Here is a 17348-nt window from a genome sequence, read left to right as displayed (position 1 = left end):
CCGTGGTGGGTGCAGTAAAATTGTTGGTGGTCAGGTGGTGCTATTTTATGAAGGGCAAGAATTGCCGATAGCCCACCATCCAGCACGTGCTGGCAGAATATTTTTTGGGGGGGCTTTGCCGACACGCGCACAGTTTCTGGGTGGGGGCGCACTAGCTCTTCTTGCATCTTCGATGAACGCTTCACCCGCGTCAGCTAATACCGGTTCCCGTCTGCTCATCGCTACCGACGAGGGCGTGGTAAATGATGGCTCTACACCGGTCAATGCAAGAATCAACCAGCTCTCCACGACCCTGGCTGAGAACGGTGGCGGTGCTATCGTCTTCCCTCCTGGGCTCTACGCAGTGGACGATGAGGGCATCGAAATGCGCCACCAAGTCAGCTTTTTTGGTTTGGGTGAGTCCACCCAGTTCATGCCGGTGGGCACCTGGGGTGAGCTTGCTGGTGTCTTTCGCATCGGAACAGACAAGAAGAACAACACCGACCCGGTCTATCGCTCAGGGCTACACGACCTCAGCATTAAGCCCGGTCAGGACGCCTTCCAGCACGCCGATTCCGCAGAAAACGTAGTCGGTATCCTCTATAACACTCACAATGGGCCCAAGCCGTCCGACCCTGACGCTGCTCACCGCGTTTCAGGTATCACGCTCTGGGACCTGGACATGGGCATCAAATTGAAGGGAGTTGATGACCAGGGCATGACCGTGGAGTGTATCCGCGGTAGAAGATTCTTGCGATCTGCCCTGGTGGTAGGCGAATCCTTTGCGGCAGGGGCTGCGGACAACATGTTCTCTATGATTGACCTTTCCTCAGCCAATCTCGCTAAGGTGGACGCCGCTACGGTGGAAGTTTATGCCACCAACACCAGCTGGTCCCAGGTGAAAACCTGGTACTCCAAACGGTCTGTTGCTCTGCAGGGTGATGAGAAATCTGGCGCCGGTTTCTACATTAAAGCCACTAGAAACACCTTCAACCAGTGCGAAGCGCAGGACAACGGCGGGCACGGCTTCCTCATTAAATACGGGAATAACTCCTTTGTCAGCTGCATAGCCGATTCCAATGGTCACAAGGATAACCTCAGTGGCAGCGCCATGCTGGGTGAGGCCCACGGCTTCCACATCTCTAAAGATGCACCTGGCACCCAGCTCATCGGATGTCAGTCCTTCAACCGAGATTCAGAGAATCCCGGCCAGGGGGTAGGTTTCTGGGTAGAAGACGGCAACCAGGAGGTCATTGTGACGGGTAATGCCTTCGGCAACATGAACCAGAACAGTATGGCATCAGACGTTGAGAACGAAAAGCAACAGGTGATTGACGGTGGAACGCAGTAAGGCTCTCATTCGCCCCTCAGCACCAAGCTGCACCTCAAAAAAATCCCCTCATGACCAAACAGTCATGAGGGGATTAGTGTGAGGTTTTAGCTCATGTGAGTCTCGTGCTCACCGCGAGCTCGAGCTACCAGGTCTTGGTACTCGGTCTCAGATTCGATGAGCTCATCACGGTACTTCTGAGGAATTTTCCGGGACTTGGCGGTTGCTTCCTCAAGCTGACTCTGAATCTTAGCGCGCTCCTCAGGTGAAGCGTCCGCGGGCAGGTCCAGGTACTTCTGGGACAGTGTTTGGACGCGCTGGATGGTGCCCAGCGCCTTACCCTTGGGGCTGTAGAGGGAAGCCAGCACGGTGATGACCAGAACGCCAACAATCACAATGAGTGATTGGTGGATTTCAATCTCAAAGACGTGAACCGGCTGGCCATCATTGATGAAGCCCAAAGTGTTCTCGTGCAGAGCGTGAAGGAGCAGCTTGACGCCAATGAAGGCGAGAATGATGGACAGGCCCCAGGAGAGGTAGATGAGGCGATCCAGCAGACCGTCAATCAAGAAGTAGAGCTGACGCAGACCCATCAGGGAGAAAGCGGTAGCGGTGAAAACGATGTAGGCTTCCTGGGTCAAACCGAAAATCGCGGGAATGGAGTCTAATGCGAAGAGGATGTCGGTACCGCCGATGGCAACCATCACCAGCAGCATGGGGGTCATAACCTTCTTACCGTTTACAACGGTGAAAAGCTTATCGCCATCGTAGTAGTCCACGGTGTGGAAAAGTTTCTTCGCTAGACGGACCATAAAATTATTGGCCTCGTCCTCTTCGGTATCAGTGATTTCGCCCTTGATGAGGTTACCTGCGGTGTAAATCAGAATAAGACCGAAGAGGTAGAAAACCCAGCTCCAACGCTCGATAGCAGCAGCACCCAACAGAATAAAGATGGTGCGAGCAATTATCGCGAAAATGATACCGAAGAGCAGAACTTTCTGCTGATCAGCCCGCGGCACCTTGAAGGAGGCCATAATAATCAGGAAGACAAAGAGGTTATCGACGCTCAAAGCCTTCTCGGTGATGTAGCCGCCATAGTATTCGGCAGCGAACTGGGGGCCGTCCCACCAGAGAATCACCAGGCCGAAGGCCAAAGCCAGACCAACATAGACCGCAGACCAAACTGCTGCCTCTTTGATGGTCGGTTCATGCGCCTTACGCACATGGAAGAAAAAGTCATAGGCCAAAAGCCCGAGGATGAACGCAATCGTTACACCCCACTGCAAACCAGTAATATACATGGGAGCCTTTCTTGTGGTTGGGTTTGCCAAAGTCCACAAGTCTCTCCCACCACCTAAAAGGTGGTTCTCTGCCCCGGTCGGGCGTCATCGGCCAACGTGCTGACGAAACAGAGATTAGTGGGATACTCCCTTGCTCGTTGTCTGAGTTTACCTCATATGAGAACAAGGGAGTATCCCTTACGGAGTTCGCTTCGCTCACAGATAGCTATTCGCATCACTCTTGCAAGCTCGCGCGCTCGCTTCCGTGATGCTCATCTCCCTTGCTCGTTGTCTGAGTTTACCTCATATGAGAACAAGGGAGTATCCCTTACGGAGTTCGCTTCGCTCACAGATGGCTATTCGCATCACTCTTGCAAGCTCGCGCGCTCGCTTCCGTGATGCTCATCTCCCTTGCTCGTTGTCTGAGTTTACCTCATACGGGAACAAGGGAATATCCCTTACGGAGTTGTGAGTAAACTAGCTCGCCGCTGACCTCCGTGAGCCTTTCGCATCAAGCACACCCACCACCAGCGCAAAGATGGCAAGAACAGCAGCGCTCAGCAACCAGGCAGCACTAAAGGTAGCTATCTGGGCGAGCGCTCCAATAGCAAGAGCACCCAGACCCGTACCGACATCAAAACAGGCGTTCCATGCCACTGAGGCGCGTTGAGTTTCTGCTGGTCCGCCGGCGTCGTTGAGCGCGCGGACCATGGTGACCGACTGCAGGAAGCCGTAACCGAAACCGATTATGAGCGCACCGCCGATGAGCAGGACGGTCGGACCTACACCGGTTCCCTGCATCAGCCCTACCAACACCGTGCCCACGGCGGCAAAGGCTAGGACCGGGGTCATCAAACGGCGGGTTCCCCACCTGTCCGTAATCGAACCGCCCCACAGACGGGTTGGGGTAGCCATGGCGCAAAGAGCCAGTAGAGCAACGGAAGCAAGAACCGGGGTTGGTGCTATCTCGGTAGAAAAGGTCAAAAAGGCGCCACCCACACTAGTCATGAGGGTTAGGGTTAGCAGAGCAGGCCAAATGCGGCGCAAGATTTCCCCTGTACTTGCAGCCGGCGAAGAACCAGTTGAGGTAGTGACCTGCTCCGCTAGGTATCGGTCTACCTTGCCGCCCAACTGAGCAGCGAACGGAGTGGCGAGGGCCGCAATCACGCCAGCCATGATGACCGGGCGGAAACCAAAAAGATCGAGAGCAGCTGGCGCTAAGGGAGTAAATATCAGCTGGGCACCGGCTGCTGCCAGACCATAGAGGCCAACGGCTCTGCCCCGGTATTCCAGAGGGATAAGGTAGGACAGGGCGCTGGCACAGCAGACCGTAAGAATGCCGAACCCAACACCCCGCAGACCAGAGCTGACCAATACATTAACCAGTGAGGGGCTAACTGCCTGAAGCAATGAGGGCAGACCCATGAAGAGCGCGCCAGCTGGTAGCACCTTTGCCCAGCTAAAACGCCGGGTCAGAGCAGGAACCATAAACTGGGTCAGCACGGTGACGATCATCAGCACCGCATTGGTCATCCCAGCGCCAAGGGACCCAGCACCACCGTGGATGGCCCAGGCTGGGGAGGCTGGTAGCAGAATTGAGAGGCTACAGATACTCAGCCCAAAAGTGAGCAGAATCTGGGACATTCCCGGCAGTCGGGCAACGCTTGGGTTCATGGAACTCTCAATCATCAGTGTAGGCGGTCTGGGCAAACTCCCCTATTATAGTACCTTCGCCCTCTTGAGCCTACCGATGAGCTCATCGGATTTAAGCGTGCCCTGCCTGCTGCATCTGGCGCAATTCTTTTTTCAATTCGCCAATCTCATCACGAAGTCGGCCCGCTAGCTCAAACTTTAGTTCCTCAGCAGCCTGCATCATTTGCGCGGTCATTTGGTCGATCAAATCGAGCAGGTCCTCAGCGGGGGCTGCGGCTAGGCCGTCCTCTCGCACTCGCTGTTCTGCTTTCTTAAAAAGCTCCTCAGCTTCAGGTGAGGACGCGGCGTATTTGGTGCCCTTCTTGACCGGAGCCAGCTTGCCGCCGGCTGCCTTACGGGCTGCCAGTAGCTCAGCGGTGTCTTCTTGCTCCCGAGTCAGTGTGTCGGTAATATCAGCAATTTTTTTGCGCAGGGGCTGAGGATCAATCCCGTGTTCGAGGTTGTAAGCCTTCTGGATGTCACGGCGGCGGTTGGTTTCCTCGATAGCTGTACGCATGGCATCCGTCATTTTATCGGCGTACATGTGCACCTGGCCGCTCACGTTACGAGCTGCTCGTCCGATGGTCTGAATCAGGGAGGTAGTGGAACGCAAGAAGCCCTGCTTATCCGCGTCCAAAATGGCAACCAGGGATACTTCGGGGAGGTCCAAGCCTTCGCGTAGCAGGTTGATACCCACTAGTACGTCGAAAGAACCCATGCGTAGCTCACGGAGTAGCTCAACGCGCCGCAGGGTATCGACGTCCGAGTGGAGGTACTGCACCTTGACCCCGTGCTCCAGCAAGTAATCAGTCAGGTCTTCTGCCATTCGCTTGGTCAAAGTGGTAATCAGAACACGCTCATCACGGTCAACGCGGAGCCGGATTTCTTCTAACAGATCATCAATCTGCCCCTGGGTAGGCTTGACCACAATCTCAGGGTCAATCAGACCGGTGGGGCGTATAATCTGCTCAACAAAGCCATCAGCTTGCGAGAGTTCGTACTTACCCGGTGTTGCCGAAAGGTAAACGGTCTGCCCGATGCGCTGTAAGAATTCCTCCCACTTCAGCGGCCGGTTATCCATGGCTGAAGGCAGGCGGAAACCGTGTTCTACTAAGGTACGTTTGCGGCTCATATCGCCCTCGTACATGGCACCAATCTGGGGAATGGTGACGTGGGATTCGTCCACAATGAGCAAAAAGTCATCGGGGAAATAATCCAAGAGACAGTGCGGGGCAGTCCCCTTAGCACGGCCGTCAATGTGACTGGAGTAGTTCTCGATACCGTTGCAGAAGCCCATCTGTTCCATCATCTCAAGGTCATACTGGGTACGCATACGCAAGCGTTGGGCTTCTAGCAACTTGTTTTGGGATTCTAGCTCTGCTAGACGGTCTCGTAGCTCGTTCTCAATGGACCGGATGGCTCGCGCCATACGCTCAGCACCGGCAACATAGTGGGAGGCAGGAAAGACATACATCTCGGTTTCTTCACGGATTACATTTCCGGTCAGCGGGTGCAGAGTGTAAATAGCCTCAATTTCATCGCCGAAGAACTCAATTCGAATCGCATTTTCTTCGTACATGGGAATGATTTCAACGGTATCTCCGCGTACGCGGAAGGTGCCGCGATGAAAGTCCATATCGTTACGGACGTACTGCATGGCAACAAATTGGCGCAGTAACGCATCCCGGTCCATCTCTTCCCCTTGGCGTAGGGTAACCATCTGAGCCACATACTCTTCAGGGGTCCCCAAACCGTAGATACAGGACACGGTTGCCACTACGATGGTGTCACGGCGGGTCAGTAGGGAGTTGGTCGCTGAGTGGCGAAGGCGCTCAACTTCCTCATTGATGGACGAGTCTTTTTCAATAAAGGTATCGGTCTGAGGCACGTAGGCTTCGGGCTGGTAGTAGTCGTAGTAGGAGACGAAATACTCTACCGCGTTATTGGGTAGGAGCTCTCGCAGTTCATTGGCTAGCTGGGCGGCTAGCGTCTTATTCTGTACCATGACCAGGGTGGGCCGCTGAACGGCCTCGATGAGCCAGGCTGAAGTTGCTGACTTACCCGTACCGGTGGCTCCCATCAGCACAATGTCTTTCTCACCGTTATTGACCCGCTCAGTGAGCTCAGCAATAGCTTTGGGCTGATCGCCCGCCGGCTGGTACTCAGAAATAACCTCGAAAGGGGCCACTACTCGTTTGATTTCTTGCGCAAGACTCATACCCCTACCCTACCCTCAGCGCTCAAAAAACCCTAGAACAGGTGTACTAATTTTCCTCCAACTTCTCTACAAGAAAACGCCCTGCCTTTCAAACTGAAAGACAGGGCGCATGAAGCCCGAAGGCTAGATCAGAGTTACTTTTCACTCTGCGTAGGATTGAGCTTTACTGCATCAGGTGAACCGGTCACTACCGCGGTGTGCGTGCCCTGCAGTTCAGCAGGTACATCGGACATTTTCTTGGCAGCTGCATCAGAGGCAATATCTTCAGCAGTGACCACGGGAATCTGACCGGTGTTAGGTACCAAACCTTCGAACTCGGGTTCGGTGCCTACCTCATATTCGGGGCGCATCGTCACTTCTTCAATCGAAGAGAAGTCCTCTTGAGCGCGGCGGTGGTACTCCTCAATGGGGATGACTTGCTTCCACTGGCGAGTGCGCATGGGAGGGAGTTCGCCGGCATCCTCGCGCAGTGCACGCACCAGCATCCATATCTGCAAGAAACCTAGAATCCATACGGGGAAGCCGACCACGATAATGACGTTTTGCAAAGCCTGCAAACCATCGTCTCCTGCGGCCACGAGGATGGATGCAGATACGGCGCCGATTGAAACGGCCCAGAAAACTCCCTGCTTCTTAGGTGCCGGGTCTTCGTGCCCATTAGCAATAGCGTCCATCACTAGAGCGGCTGAGTCGATGGAGGTGATAAAGAAGATAGTAATGACCAGCAGGGTAAGTGCTGCAATCACCGGGAACCAGGGGAAGAAGCCGAGGAACTCAAAGAGAGCGGCGGGGATATCCCCGTCTTCGACGACGGTCTCCACGAGGTGTCCGCCCCTGTTTTGCTCGATGTCAAAGGCGCTCATGCCAAAGACACCAATCCACATCATGGTGAACACCGAAGGACCAGCCAAAACACCCACCACGAACTGACGGATGGTGCGACCCTGTGAAATTTTGGCTATGAAGAGACCGACAAAGGGTGCCCAGGTCACGGTCCAGGCCCAGTAGAATACAGTCCAGCTACCCAGCCAGCCGCTATCTGAGAACGTGTCATTAAAGAACATCATTTCGGGCAGCTTCTGAGCGAAGTAGCCGGCGGACTCGATCGTTCCCATGGTAACGAAACGGGTTGACCCGGTCATCAAAATAAAAAGCATCAAGGCAATGGCGAGCAAAATATTGATGTAGGACAAACGCTTAACGCCCTTATCCATCCCCATCAGCACTGAGGTAACGCCCGCTGCGGTGAGGACTGCGATGATACCCGCCTGGATGTAGCCGCCCAAGGGCACACTGTACATAATGCCCATACCAGAGTTAATCTGAAGGGCACCAAAACCCACGGAAACGGCGATACCAAAAACCGTTGAAACAATGCTAATGCAATCAATGGTTTTACCGATCGGGCCGTGGATACGTTCACCCAACAGTGGCTGGAAGATCGACGAGATGCGCGGTGGCAGCTTACGTTTGTAGGTAAAGTAGCCAAACGCCAAACCCGGGACGGTCAAGATAACCCACATGAACAGACCGATGTGGAAGTTAGATATGGCTAAGGCCTCGAGTGCCGCTTGATCGCTCAGAGGCTCAACGCCATCGTAGGGAGGATTAGCGTAATGCGAAAGGGGCTCGGCAGCTCCCCAGAAGAGGAGTACGGCACCAACACCAGCAGCAAAGAGCATACCGAACCAGGCTAGACCTGAGTAAGCAGGCTCAGCGTCATCCGGCCCTAGCTTGATTCTTCCAAACCTGCTCATAGCTATATAAATGAGAAAGATAAAGAAGATGGCATTACCCAGGACGTAAATCCAGCCCAGGTAAGTAATGATGAAGGTAGATATCGCCCCAAAACCATCAGACATGGCGGTGGGAAACACTACCATCAGTGCGGTAAAGAGCAGAATGAAACCTGCGGATCCAAAGAAAATCGAGGGGCTAGTTCGCAGCCCCAAAGCATCGTGTATTTTGTTGAGCACGGGGGTTACCCTGTGGATGATCTATTCTCTCCGCGACCTCTATCCACCAGTCGCGTAAGAGCCGCCCCTTTGGAGGCAACCTATTAATAATAGGTGGGACAAAACTCGATAGCCACCCGAGCTCTCAGCTCAGCCCCTCCCCAGCGTCCACGGACTGCCTGATTCTGCTAGTCAGCTTAGGCTTTATCCATTTCTTCAGAACGTAATGATATTTGCTTAACCGTATCTTGCATTTCAAGAATCTGGCCGTAAACAGTCTCAACCTGCCTTCTGGTTTCCTCAAGGCTGTGGGAGTTGTCCACTAACCAGGTGGCAATTTCTCTTCTTTCTTGATCACTTGCCTGGGCTTGAATACGCGCAATAGCATCTGCTCTGCTCATACCCCGCTGATCCACCAAACGTCGCAGTCTCTCAGCTAAAGCTGTCTCTACCACAACAACTCCGTCAAACCGCTGCGCTTGGCCCGTCTCTACCAAAAGAGGGATATCTTCGATGAGGACTCCGCTGAATCCTGGGTCAGCTTGAGCCGTAGCAGCTTGCCGTTCAGCTTCAGATCGGACCGCCGGATGAACGATACTGTTCAGCTCCTTCCTCTTAGCTTCATTCTCGAAGATGACCGAAGCTAGTGCTGCCCGATCCAACCTGCCGTCAGCAGTCAGAATCGCCGAGCCAAAAGACCTGACTGTTTCGTTCAATACATCGGAACCGGGCTCCATCAATTCTCTGCTGATAGCGTCAGCATCGATAATGACCGCTCCTCGGTCAGCTAGCATCTGAGCTACCGTAGACTTACCAGACCCGATTCCACCGGTCAGACCAATACGTTTCATTCTGCCTCCTTTATGTGCACCTAGCCTACTCCCCCTTACTCAGCTCATGTGCGTCATAAGAAACTAAGATAGAGAGCATGACGCAAGAAACACGAGCTAATCGCTATACCGTACTGGCTACCCAAGCTCCCGTTCAATCTCTGCTTGAGATTAAACGATCCGAGTTCATTGGTTTCGTCCAGAGAGTTGAGAGCGAGCAAGAAGCACGGGCATTTATTGAATCTGTCCGCAAACGCTACCACGATGCTCGACACGTCTGCTCAGCTTTCGTTATTGGCGCTGACCGCGACGTCCAGCGTTCCTCAGACGACGGCGAACCTGCCGGAACCGCCGGCATCCCCATGCTCCAGGCTCTGCTAGCACGCCGTACCGAGGGAAGGGACGGTGCTGAGACAACCGACCTATCGGATATTGTCGCAGTGGTAGTGCGCTACTTCGGCGGCATCAAACTAGGTGCTGGCGGGCTAGTACGCGCCTACACAGAGGCCGTAGTGCAGGTGCTCGACGCGGCACCCTTGATACCCAGAGAACGCCTGCGCTTAGGCACCCTTGAAGTTGGTCATCACGAGGCAGGCAGGCTGGAAAATGACCTGCGTTCACTGGGCTACGCGGTGTTGAGCACCGACTATCTTGCTGATGGCGCACGCCTTACCTTAGGTGTCTTCGACCAAGACGCCAACCGCACAACTACCGAAGAACAACTTGCCTCACTCACCGCCGGCAGCACCACCATCCACTGGCGTGGCAGCAGCTGGGTGGATCTCAGCTAGATACCGCTCGGTCAACCCGCCTACCCGTGGGATAAGAGCATAAAAGTCCGGGTGCCCTGCTCAAGGAGGGCACCCGGACTTTGTATCACTGGGACTAAGAGAAGATAGCGGTAATAGCTAGCACGCCACCGGCACCAATAGCCGCCGAAATTGGCAGGGTAATAACCCAGGCAAGCGCGATGGGCCGCATCAGCTTCCAGTTAGCGCTCTTATTCACTATACCGACACCCAGAACCGCACCGATCAGAATGTGGGTTGATGAAACTGGCAGGCCAAGTACCGAAGCGGTCATTACGACCCCGGCTGCAGCAAGCTCAGCAGCGAAACCTGAGGAGGGGTGCATCTTGGTCAGACCGTGGCCTACAGTAGCAATAACTCTACGGCCAACGAACCAAAGACCGACGATAAGAGCTACACCGAAGGTAATAAGTGCGGGCAGGGGTACCACAGCTTCATCACCGATGGAGTCGGTCCTGAGGACATCCAGAATTGCAACGAAGGGGCCGATAGCGTTTGCGATATCGTTAGCCCCGTGGCTGAAGGCGAAAGCGGCTGCGGTGAAAACCTGGAGCCAAGCAAAAATAATGAAAGTTGCGCGCGATAGTTCCTGCTTCTGCAGGCTGCGAGCAAAAACGGTAACGCTAACCCAGACGAGAATACCAATCATGGTCATAATCATGATGTTCCCTGCGGTTGTGATACCGAGGTTGAGATTGTCCAAGCCCTTGAAGAGCATCATTGCTGAGATGACCACAGCCCCGAAGGCGGCAAGAAGGGGTACATAAACCTCAAGAGCACGGTGTGAGTCCTTGCGCTTTGCCTTCACATCAATTTTGTGGATTTGACGGTAGTACTCGGTTTCAACAGCCTCAGGGTCCAGCTTCTTCAGCTTGAACTTCTTTTTGCTGGACATGGCATTGATGTAAGCGTCCTGCTGAAGGTCAGTGATGCGCTGGAAACCATCGTGGTCCTCGATAGAGCGTTGCTCATCAAGGTTCTTTTTAATTTCAAGCAAGGCTGCATCAGCCTTCTCGTTATAGCCTAAGATGTACTTTTTAATCCACCCGAAAAGGAGCCAAGCGAAAAAACCACCCAGCAGGGGCGATAGAACCCATGACACAACAATCTGACCGATAGCACTCCACTTGACCATATCCCAGCCGCCGGTACCGGTAGTAAAACCGGTCATGAGAGCTGCACCAACAATACCGCCAATAATGGAGTGAGTTGTCGAAACAGGCCAGCCCATACGGGTAGCAACCAGCAGCCAAATAGCAGCACCCAGGAGAGCAGCCATCATGATGTAGACAAACTGCATGGGATCAAGGTCAATAGCGTCAAGATCGACGATGCCGCTTCGCACGGTATCGGTCACTGCCCCACCTGCAATCACAGCACCTGAAACCTCAAACACGGCTGCAATGAGTAGAGCCTGTTTGATGGTTAGGGTGCCTGCACCGACGCTGGTACCAAAAGAGTTAGCCACATCATTACCACCGATGTTGAAGGCCATAAAGAGCCCCAAGAACACCGCCGCCATCAGCACCATAGTGTGGGAGGACTGGTCAACATAACTCAGGGACCAGATAGTAAAAAGTGTCAAAGAGACGGCCATGATGCCGCCGAAGGCCAGGTGCCACCACTTATCAGTGGTGTCTCGTTGCAACGCAGGGGTTGCAAGTTTTGAACCGGAATCCACGTTGGAATTCACGAGTCCCCCTCACAGTGGGATACATCTTGTCTTACGGCTCTAAACGAGCCCTGTTAATACTCTTGCCAATAGGTTAACTAAAGGTTAACAAGCACTGGAAACAGTGTTAACTATAGCCCGACATGAGGGTGATTATGGCTACCTTATTGGGGCTGAGCACCCCAAGAAAAGTTGAGCTCTACCAAAAGAGGCCCTTCCACCGTAGTGGAAGGGCCCCTTTCTAGCCTAAAGCTCTCATCCTGCTGAGGATTAGTTGCCGGTCAGCTTCTTACGCAGTTCCGCAAGTGCCTCATCGGAAGCCAGGGTGCCGGTTTCGGCAGGCTTCTCAGATGAGTATGAGGTGGGTGCTGCTTCAGCGGGAGCTGAAGAAGATGATGACGCGGGTGCAGCAGTAGCTGCCTCTGCGTCAGCCTCAGCTGCCTTAGCAACCTGAACCTTGTGTGATTCCCAGCGAGCCTGAGCGTCAGCGTATTCCTGTTCCCAGGTAGCGCGCTGTGCTTCAAAGCCTTCGAGCCATTCGTTGGTCTCGGGATCGAAGCCCTCGGGGTACTTGTAGTTACCCTCGTCGTCGTATTCTGCAGCCATGCCGTAGAGAGCGGGATCGAATTCGGTTGACTCGGGGTCAACACCTTCGTTTGCCTGCTTCAGTGACAGGGAGATACGGCGGCGGTCCAGGTCGATGTCGATAACCTTGACGAAGAGTTCGTCGTTAACTGAGACAACCTGCTCTGCGAGATCCACGTGGCGAACTGCGAGTTCGGAGATGTGAACCAGGCCTTCGATGCCGTCTTCAACGCGAACGAATGCGCCGAAGGGAACGAGCTTGGTGACCTTACCGGGAACAACCTGACCCAGTGCGTGGGTGCGGGCAAATGCCTGCCAAGGATCTTCCTGGGTAGCCTTCAGTGACAGTGAAACGCGCTCGCGATCCAGGTCAACTTCGAGTACCTCTACGGTTACTTCGTCGCCAACTTCGACAACCTCTGAGGGGTGGTCGATGTGCTTCCATGACAGTTCGGAAACGTGGACGAGACCGTCAACGCCACCGAGGTCAACGAAAGCACCGAAGTTAACGATGGAGGATACAACGCCGGTGCGAACCTGGCCCTTTTCGAGCTGGTTGAGGAAGGTTGAGCGAACCTCTGACTGGGTCTGCTCGAGCCATGCACGGCGTGACAGAACAACGTTGTTGCGGTTCTTGTCGAGTTCGATAATCTTCGCTTCGATTTCCTGGCCGATGTAGGGTGCCAGGTCACGAACGCGACGCATTTCAACGAGTGATGCGGGGAGGAAGCCGCGGAGGCCGATGTCGAGGATAAGACCACCCTTGACAACCTCAATGACGGTACCGGTAACGACGCCGTCTTCTTCCTTGACCTTCTCGATATCGCCCCAGGCGCGCTCGTACTGTGCGCGCTTCTTGGAGAGAATCAGACGGCCTTCCTTGTCCTCTTTGGTGAGAACAAGAGCTTCAACGGTGTCACCAACGGAAACAACTTCGTCAGGATCTACGTCGTGCTTGATGGAAAGTTCACGTGAGGGGATGACACCTTCGGTCTTGTAACCGATGTCGAGCAGGACCTCATCGTGGTCAACCTTGACAACTTCGCCTGAAACGAGATCGCCGTCGTTGAAGTATTTGATGGTTGCATCAACTGCTGCGAGGAAGTCCTCTTCAGTGCCGATGTCGTTGATTGCAACCTGGGGAACGTTGGTGCTCATAAAGTAAAGGGCTCCAATATGGATAGGGTTCTAGGTCAGTGCAGTCGGTTTCTTACATTTTCACGAGCTAGCTGTGCTGACCGTGAGGTAAGAGGCCGGGTGGTTCTCTGTACTGAGCGTTGATATGGACAAAATGCGTGCAGATAAACTGTGCGCAGGGCACAGTTCAGCCACATACTCTAGTCTAGGCGGCGTCACGGTGCAGGTCAACGTTTTTGACCGTGGCGCCCACCCCTTTAAGCCCCAGTTAGCGGGTGATGTTCATCTTAGTTGGGCGCTTGGGTTCACAAAGCGCTAGACATTTAATCTTAGGACTAGTAACTGGGGTGCAGATTAGTTAGCTCCGGGAACAGTGCTGGATTAGCGGGAAATTGAACAGCGCTTATGCTAATGCCCAGCCTCGTGCCAGGTACGTCCCCAGCCCACCTGCACGTCCAGCGGCACACGCAAATCAGCTGCCTGACTCATCTCTTCAGTCAGCACCTTCTCGGCTGCCGCCTCTTCACCGTGGGCAACTTCGATAATAAGTTCGTCGTGGATCTGCAGAAGCATACGTGACATGAGACCCTCAGCCCGAAGGCGTTCATCAACGCGAATCATGGCGATCTTGATGATGTCTGCAGCGGTGCCCTGAATGGGCGAGTTGAGAGAGGCTCGCTCGGCAGCGTCACGACGCTGGCGGTTTGAGCTGCCCAAATCAGGCAGGTAGCGGCGGCGTCCGAACATGGTCTGGGTGTAGCCATTGTTATGCGCTTCTTTGACCACGGTACGTAAGAATTTACCAACCTTGCCGAAGCGCTTGAAGTAGTTGGTGCGTAGGCTGGTTGCCTCATCCACCGAAATACCTAACTGCTTAGACAATCCGAAGGGTGAAAGACCGTAAGCAAGACCATAGGACATCGCCTTTACCTTAGAACGCATCTCAGAGGTGACATCTTCTGGCTGGACACCGAAGACCTCCGAACCAACGAAGCGGTGCAAATCTTCACCGTCAAGGTAGGCCTCGATGAGGCTTTCGTCCCCCGAAAGGTGCACCATGATGCGCATTTCAATCTGAGAGTAGTCTGCGGTCAGCAGGGTTGAGTACTCATGCCCGTCAATCGGCCCCGGTGCAACCACGAAAGCATCACGGATCTTGCGGCCTTCTTCTGTGCGGATGGGGATGTTCTGCAGGTTAGGATCTGTGGACGAAAGACGACCGGTCGCTGCCACGTTCTGCTGGAAAGTGGTGTGGATGCGTCCGTCAGCCGCAGTCGCCTTCTGCAAACCTTCAACTGTCTGCTTAAGTTTAAGGTAATCCCGGTAGGTCTGCAGTTGTACCAGGAACTTGGCACCGGCGGTCTCCTCGTTCACCTGACCCAAAATACCCTGCAGCGAATCAGCATCCGTTGAGTAACCGCTCTTCAACTTACGAGTGGTGGGCAGCCCCAACTCTTCAAAGAGGACCCCCTGCAACTGTTTGGGTGAGCTGAGGTTAACCTCGTGACCCAGTACCGAATAGGCAGCCTCAGTAGCACTTTCAACATGCTGACCGTAGTAGTCCTTGAGCTCGGATACGTTATTACTATCAAGAGCAATGCCAAGGATTTCCATGCGAGCAAGGACGCTTGCCATAGGCAATTCAATGTTCTCGTAGAGAGCGAGCTGCTCCTTGGCCACCAGATCAGCATGTAAGGCGTAAGCAAGTTCTTGGATGTAGCGTGCCACCAACCCAGAGTGCTCAAGGTCAACCACAGGCCCTACAGCAAATAGCTCGCCCTGAGCTGGTGCCTGCTGGGGTTGCGGAAGGCTGAGCCCCAGATAACGGTCACTGAGCTCAGTGAGCACACCGTTAAAGGTGCGCTGCTTAGCCGCAGGAATGTAACCGCAGACGTAAGAAGAAAGCACAGGGTCTTCGATGACACCGTTTGGGGTATAGCCGTATGCAGAAAGAGACTTAAAGTGCTGTTTTAGGTCAAAGATAGTTTTGGTGGCAGTTGAATCTTCAAGCCAGGTAGTGAGCGCTTGTTTCAGGTCATTGGTAAGAGAACCAAAGTCAACGTAAGCCGCACGAGCTCCAGCCAGCAAGATTAGACCGTGAATACTCTTTTCATGAGCAAAACCATTATCAGGAGAATCTTCATCAATAACCGGCAGAACAGTAACAGCTGACTCTAGACGGTCCGGCACGGGAATCGTGCGCTCTACAGCTGCAATGCTAGCGGCCGCCCCGTTCAGGAACTCCAAAAGCTGAGCGGCGGAGTCAATCTGCTGGCAGTTCTCTACGCTCATCTCTACCATCGGCATGGCTTCCTGCTGAGTAGCAAAAACCTCAGCCACTCGCTTGCGAATAGAGTTAAACTCTAGGTAATTGAAGAGTTCTTCTAATTCTTCAGCTTCAGGACCATAGTGGTCAGCATCAGCTAGCGTGGTCTGAAGTTCAAGGTCATCAACTAAGCGGTTCAGACGACGGTTGCGCAGCACATCCTCAACATGCTCCCGCAGTGCCTCACCCTTTTTACCCTTGATTTTTTCGGCATTTTCTAACACACCGTCAAGATTGCCGTACTCGTTAATCCATTTTGCGGCAAAGCCGGGGCCCACTCCGGGGACGCCGGGAAGGTTATCGGCCTGCTCCCCCGTCAGCGCTGCTAAATCGGGGTAAAGGTGAGGTGCAACCTTATATTTCTCCTCAACGGCTGCCGGCGTCATGTACTTAATGCCTTTAGAGGGCCCGGTGGTGACGGGGTAGAGAACCGTTACGGTGTCGGTGACCAGCTGAAAAGCGTCCCTATCGCCTGAAACAATTGCAACCTCAAAACCGGCCTCGCGGCCCTGGCGGGTGTAAGTGGCCACGATGTCATCTGCTTCGTAGTTCTCCAGGGTAACCGCTGGAATGTTCAGGGCTTTTAGAACTTTCTGAATCAGCTCAATCTGCCCCAAGAATTCAGGCGGCGTCTCATTGCGACCGCCCTTGTATTCTTCGTACTGCTCGGTGCGGAAGGTGCCGCCTGAGAGATCGAAAGCAGCAATAATATGGGTGGGTTGCTCGCTTTTGATGAGGCTCAAGAGGGTCGATAAAAAGCCATAGACAGCGTTAGTATGCTGCCCTTCAGCGTTGACAAAGACATCCACAGGCGCCCCGTAGAAGGAGCGAAAGGCAAGAGAATGCCCGTCAATGATCATTAATTTTTGATGGGGCTGGGCTGGAGTTTCGCTAGAGTTAGTCACATACCCATCCTACCGGGCTGCTCTACCCCTGTCTGCAACCCTCTGATGAGGGTGCGCTCCCCTTGGCACCCCTCTACCGACCGACCTCTGTCTAAGGATTCTCATGGCTACTTCTGAACCCCCTATCACTGATCAAAGACTAGCCGAGCTAACGTCCGCCGGCATCCCACCCCACTACCACATCTATTTTGCTGGACTAAAGCTCGATGGTCTCACTGAAAAGCTGGGTATAAAATTCCAGCACCTTTCACCAGAATATTCTGTAGCAACGATGCCGGTAGAAGGCAATACCCAAGTAATAGGATTGCTGCACGGAGGGGCCACAGCCGCCTTAGCAGAAACCTTAGGTTCTGTTGCTGCTTTTCTTTCGGTAGCAGAGCAAGGCAAGGTGGCCGTGGGTGTTGATCTCAATATCACCCACCTGCGCTCGGCGTCCCGAGGAGTGGTAACCGGAGTATGCCGTTCCCTCAAGCTAGGCAAAACGGTGTGCGTACACAGTGTGGAGATCACCGATGAATCGGGCAGGGTCATTAGCACTGCACGCATCACCAACCAGATTATTGACGCACCTCACCGCTAGCTGCAAGGTCAGTGAGAGGTGAGCTCTCACCTAGCACCAGATGGCCCTGT

General features: G+C 53.9%; 11 protein-coding genes. 3 read left to right on the top strand and 8 right to left on the bottom strand.

From position 1 onward, the window contains the following. The first annotated feature begins 172 nt into the window (after nucleotides 1–172). Entirely contained in the window at nucleotides 173–1330 is a 1158-nt protein-coding gene (locus M3668_RS06155; protein ID WP_251379946.1) for a hypothetical protein, read from the top strand. Between the two features lie 86 nt (nucleotides 1331–1416). On the opposite strand, the gene M3668_RS06150 is transcribed toward M3668_RS06155, so the two are convergent. From M3668_RS06150 to coaE, 5 genes are all read right to left on the bottom strand, one after another. Further along, nucleotides 1417–2610 carry a TerC family protein gene (locus tag M3668_RS06150; protein WP_251379945.1) on the bottom strand — a complete coding sequence of 398 codons (1194 nt, stop codon included), beginning with the start codon at nucleotides 2608–2610 and terminating at the stop codon, nucleotides 1417–1419. 456 nt (nucleotides 2611–3066) lie between these two features. Next, the gene (locus M3668_RS06145) at nucleotides 3067–4263 is read right to left on the bottom strand and encodes an MFS transporter (protein ID WP_251379944.1); all 1197 of its coding nucleotides are present in this window, start codon (nucleotides 4261–4263) and stop codon (nucleotides 3067–3069) included. Nucleotides 4264–4354: 91 nt separating this feature from the next. Beyond that, the gene (gene uvrB / locus M3668_RS06140; protein ID WP_251379943.1) at nucleotides 4355–6499 is read right to left on the bottom strand and encodes an excinuclease ABC subunit UvrB; all 2145 of its coding nucleotides are present in this window, start codon (nucleotides 6497–6499) and stop codon (nucleotides 4355–4357) included. Between the two features lie 134 nt (nucleotides 6500–6633). After that, nucleotides 6634–8475 (bottom strand): BCCT family transporter, encoded by a 1842-nt coding sequence (locus M3668_RS06135; RefSeq protein WP_251379942.1) that lies wholly within the window; start codon nucleotides 8473–8475, stop codon nucleotides 6634–6636. A 176-nt stretch (nucleotides 8476–8651) separates the two neighbouring features. Next, nucleotides 8652–9305 carry a dephospho-CoA kinase gene (gene coaE / locus M3668_RS06130; RefSeq protein ID WP_251379941.1) on the bottom strand — a complete coding sequence of 218 codons (654 nt, stop codon included), beginning with the start codon at nucleotides 9303–9305 and terminating at the stop codon, nucleotides 8652–8654. A gap of 77 nt (nucleotides 9306–9382) precedes the next feature. Between coaE and M3668_RS06125 the strand changes: the two genes are divergently transcribed. Beyond that, nucleotides 9383–10075, top strand: coding sequence for an IMPACT family protein (locus M3668_RS06125; RefSeq protein WP_251379940.1), 693 nt, complete (start codon nucleotides 9383–9385; stop codon nucleotides 10073–10075). Nucleotides 10076–10169: 94 nt separating this feature from the next. On the opposite strand, the gene M3668_RS06120 is transcribed toward M3668_RS06125, so the two are convergent. From M3668_RS06120 to polA, 3 genes are all read right to left on the bottom strand, one after another. Beyond that, the gene (locus M3668_RS06120; RefSeq protein WP_251380165.1) at nucleotides 10170–11774 is read right to left on the bottom strand and encodes an inorganic phosphate transporter; all 1605 of its coding nucleotides are present in this window, start codon (nucleotides 11772–11774) and stop codon (nucleotides 10170–10172) included. Nucleotides 11775–12035: 261 nt separating this feature from the next. Continuing rightward, nucleotides 12036–13508 (bottom strand): 30S ribosomal protein S1, encoded by a 1473-nt coding sequence (gene rpsA / locus M3668_RS06115; RefSeq protein ID WP_251379939.1) that lies wholly within the window; start codon nucleotides 13506–13508, stop codon nucleotides 12036–12038. A gap of 387 nt (nucleotides 13509–13895) precedes the next feature. Continuing rightward, entirely contained in the window at nucleotides 13896–16673 is a 2778-nt protein-coding gene (gene polA, locus M3668_RS06110; protein ID WP_251380164.1) for a DNA polymerase I, read from the bottom strand. A gap of 148 nt (nucleotides 16674–16821) precedes the next feature. Here polA and M3668_RS06105 point away from each other — a divergent pair, with 148 nt between their 5' ends. After that, nucleotides 16822–17298, top strand: a complete 477-nt coding sequence (locus M3668_RS06105) for a PaaI family thioesterase (protein ID WP_251379938.1) — start codon at nucleotides 16822–16824, stop codon at nucleotides 17296–17298. Nucleotides 17299–17348 lie beyond the last annotated feature (50 nt).

Source organism: Rothia sp. P100 (assembly GCF_023712425.1).
In the GTDB taxonomy this organism is placed as follows: domain Bacteria; phylum Actinomycetota; class Actinomycetes; order Actinomycetales; family Micrococcaceae; genus Rothia; species Rothia endophytica.
Note: the sequence above shows the minus strand (reverse complement) of the source record. Positions and strands in the feature narration are given on the sequence as shown.

What these genes read in the sequence shown, in the direction of transcription:
- rpsA (WP_251379939.1), bottom strand. Translation starts at nt 13,508, where the DNA reads ATGAGCACCAACGTTCCCCAGGTTGCAATCAACGACATCGGCACTGAA.
- M3668_RS06125 (WP_251379940.1), top strand. Translation starts at nt 9,383, where the DNA reads ATGACGCAAGAAACACGAGCTAATCGCTATACCGTACTGGCTACCCAA.
- M3668_RS06150 (WP_251379945.1), bottom strand. Translation starts at nt 2,610, where the DNA reads ATGTATATTACTGGTTTGCAGTGGGGTGTAACGATTGCGTTCATCCTC.
- uvrB (WP_251379943.1), bottom strand. Translation starts at nt 6,499, where the DNA reads ATGAGTCTTGCGCAAGAAATCAAACGAGTAGTGGCCCCTTTCGAGGTT.
- M3668_RS06105 (WP_251379938.1), top strand. Translation starts at nt 16,822, where the DNA reads ATGGCTACTTCTGAACCCCCTATCACTGATCAAAGACTAGCCGAGCTA.
- M3668_RS06155 (WP_251379946.1), top strand. Translation starts at nt 173, where the DNA reads ATGAACGCTTCACCCGCGTCAGCTAATACCGGTTCCCGTCTGCTCATC.
- M3668_RS06145 (WP_251379944.1), bottom strand. Translation starts at nt 4,263, where the DNA reads ATGAACCCAAGCGTTGCCCGACTGCCGGGAATGTCCCAGATTCTGCTC.
- coaE (WP_251379941.1), bottom strand. Translation starts at nt 9,305, where the DNA reads ATGAAACGTATTGGTCTGACCGGTGGAATCGGGTCTGGTAAGTCTACG.
- polA (WP_251380164.1), bottom strand. Translation starts at nt 16,673, where the DNA reads ATGATCATTGACGGGCATTCTCTTGCCTTTCGCTCCTTCTACGGGGCG.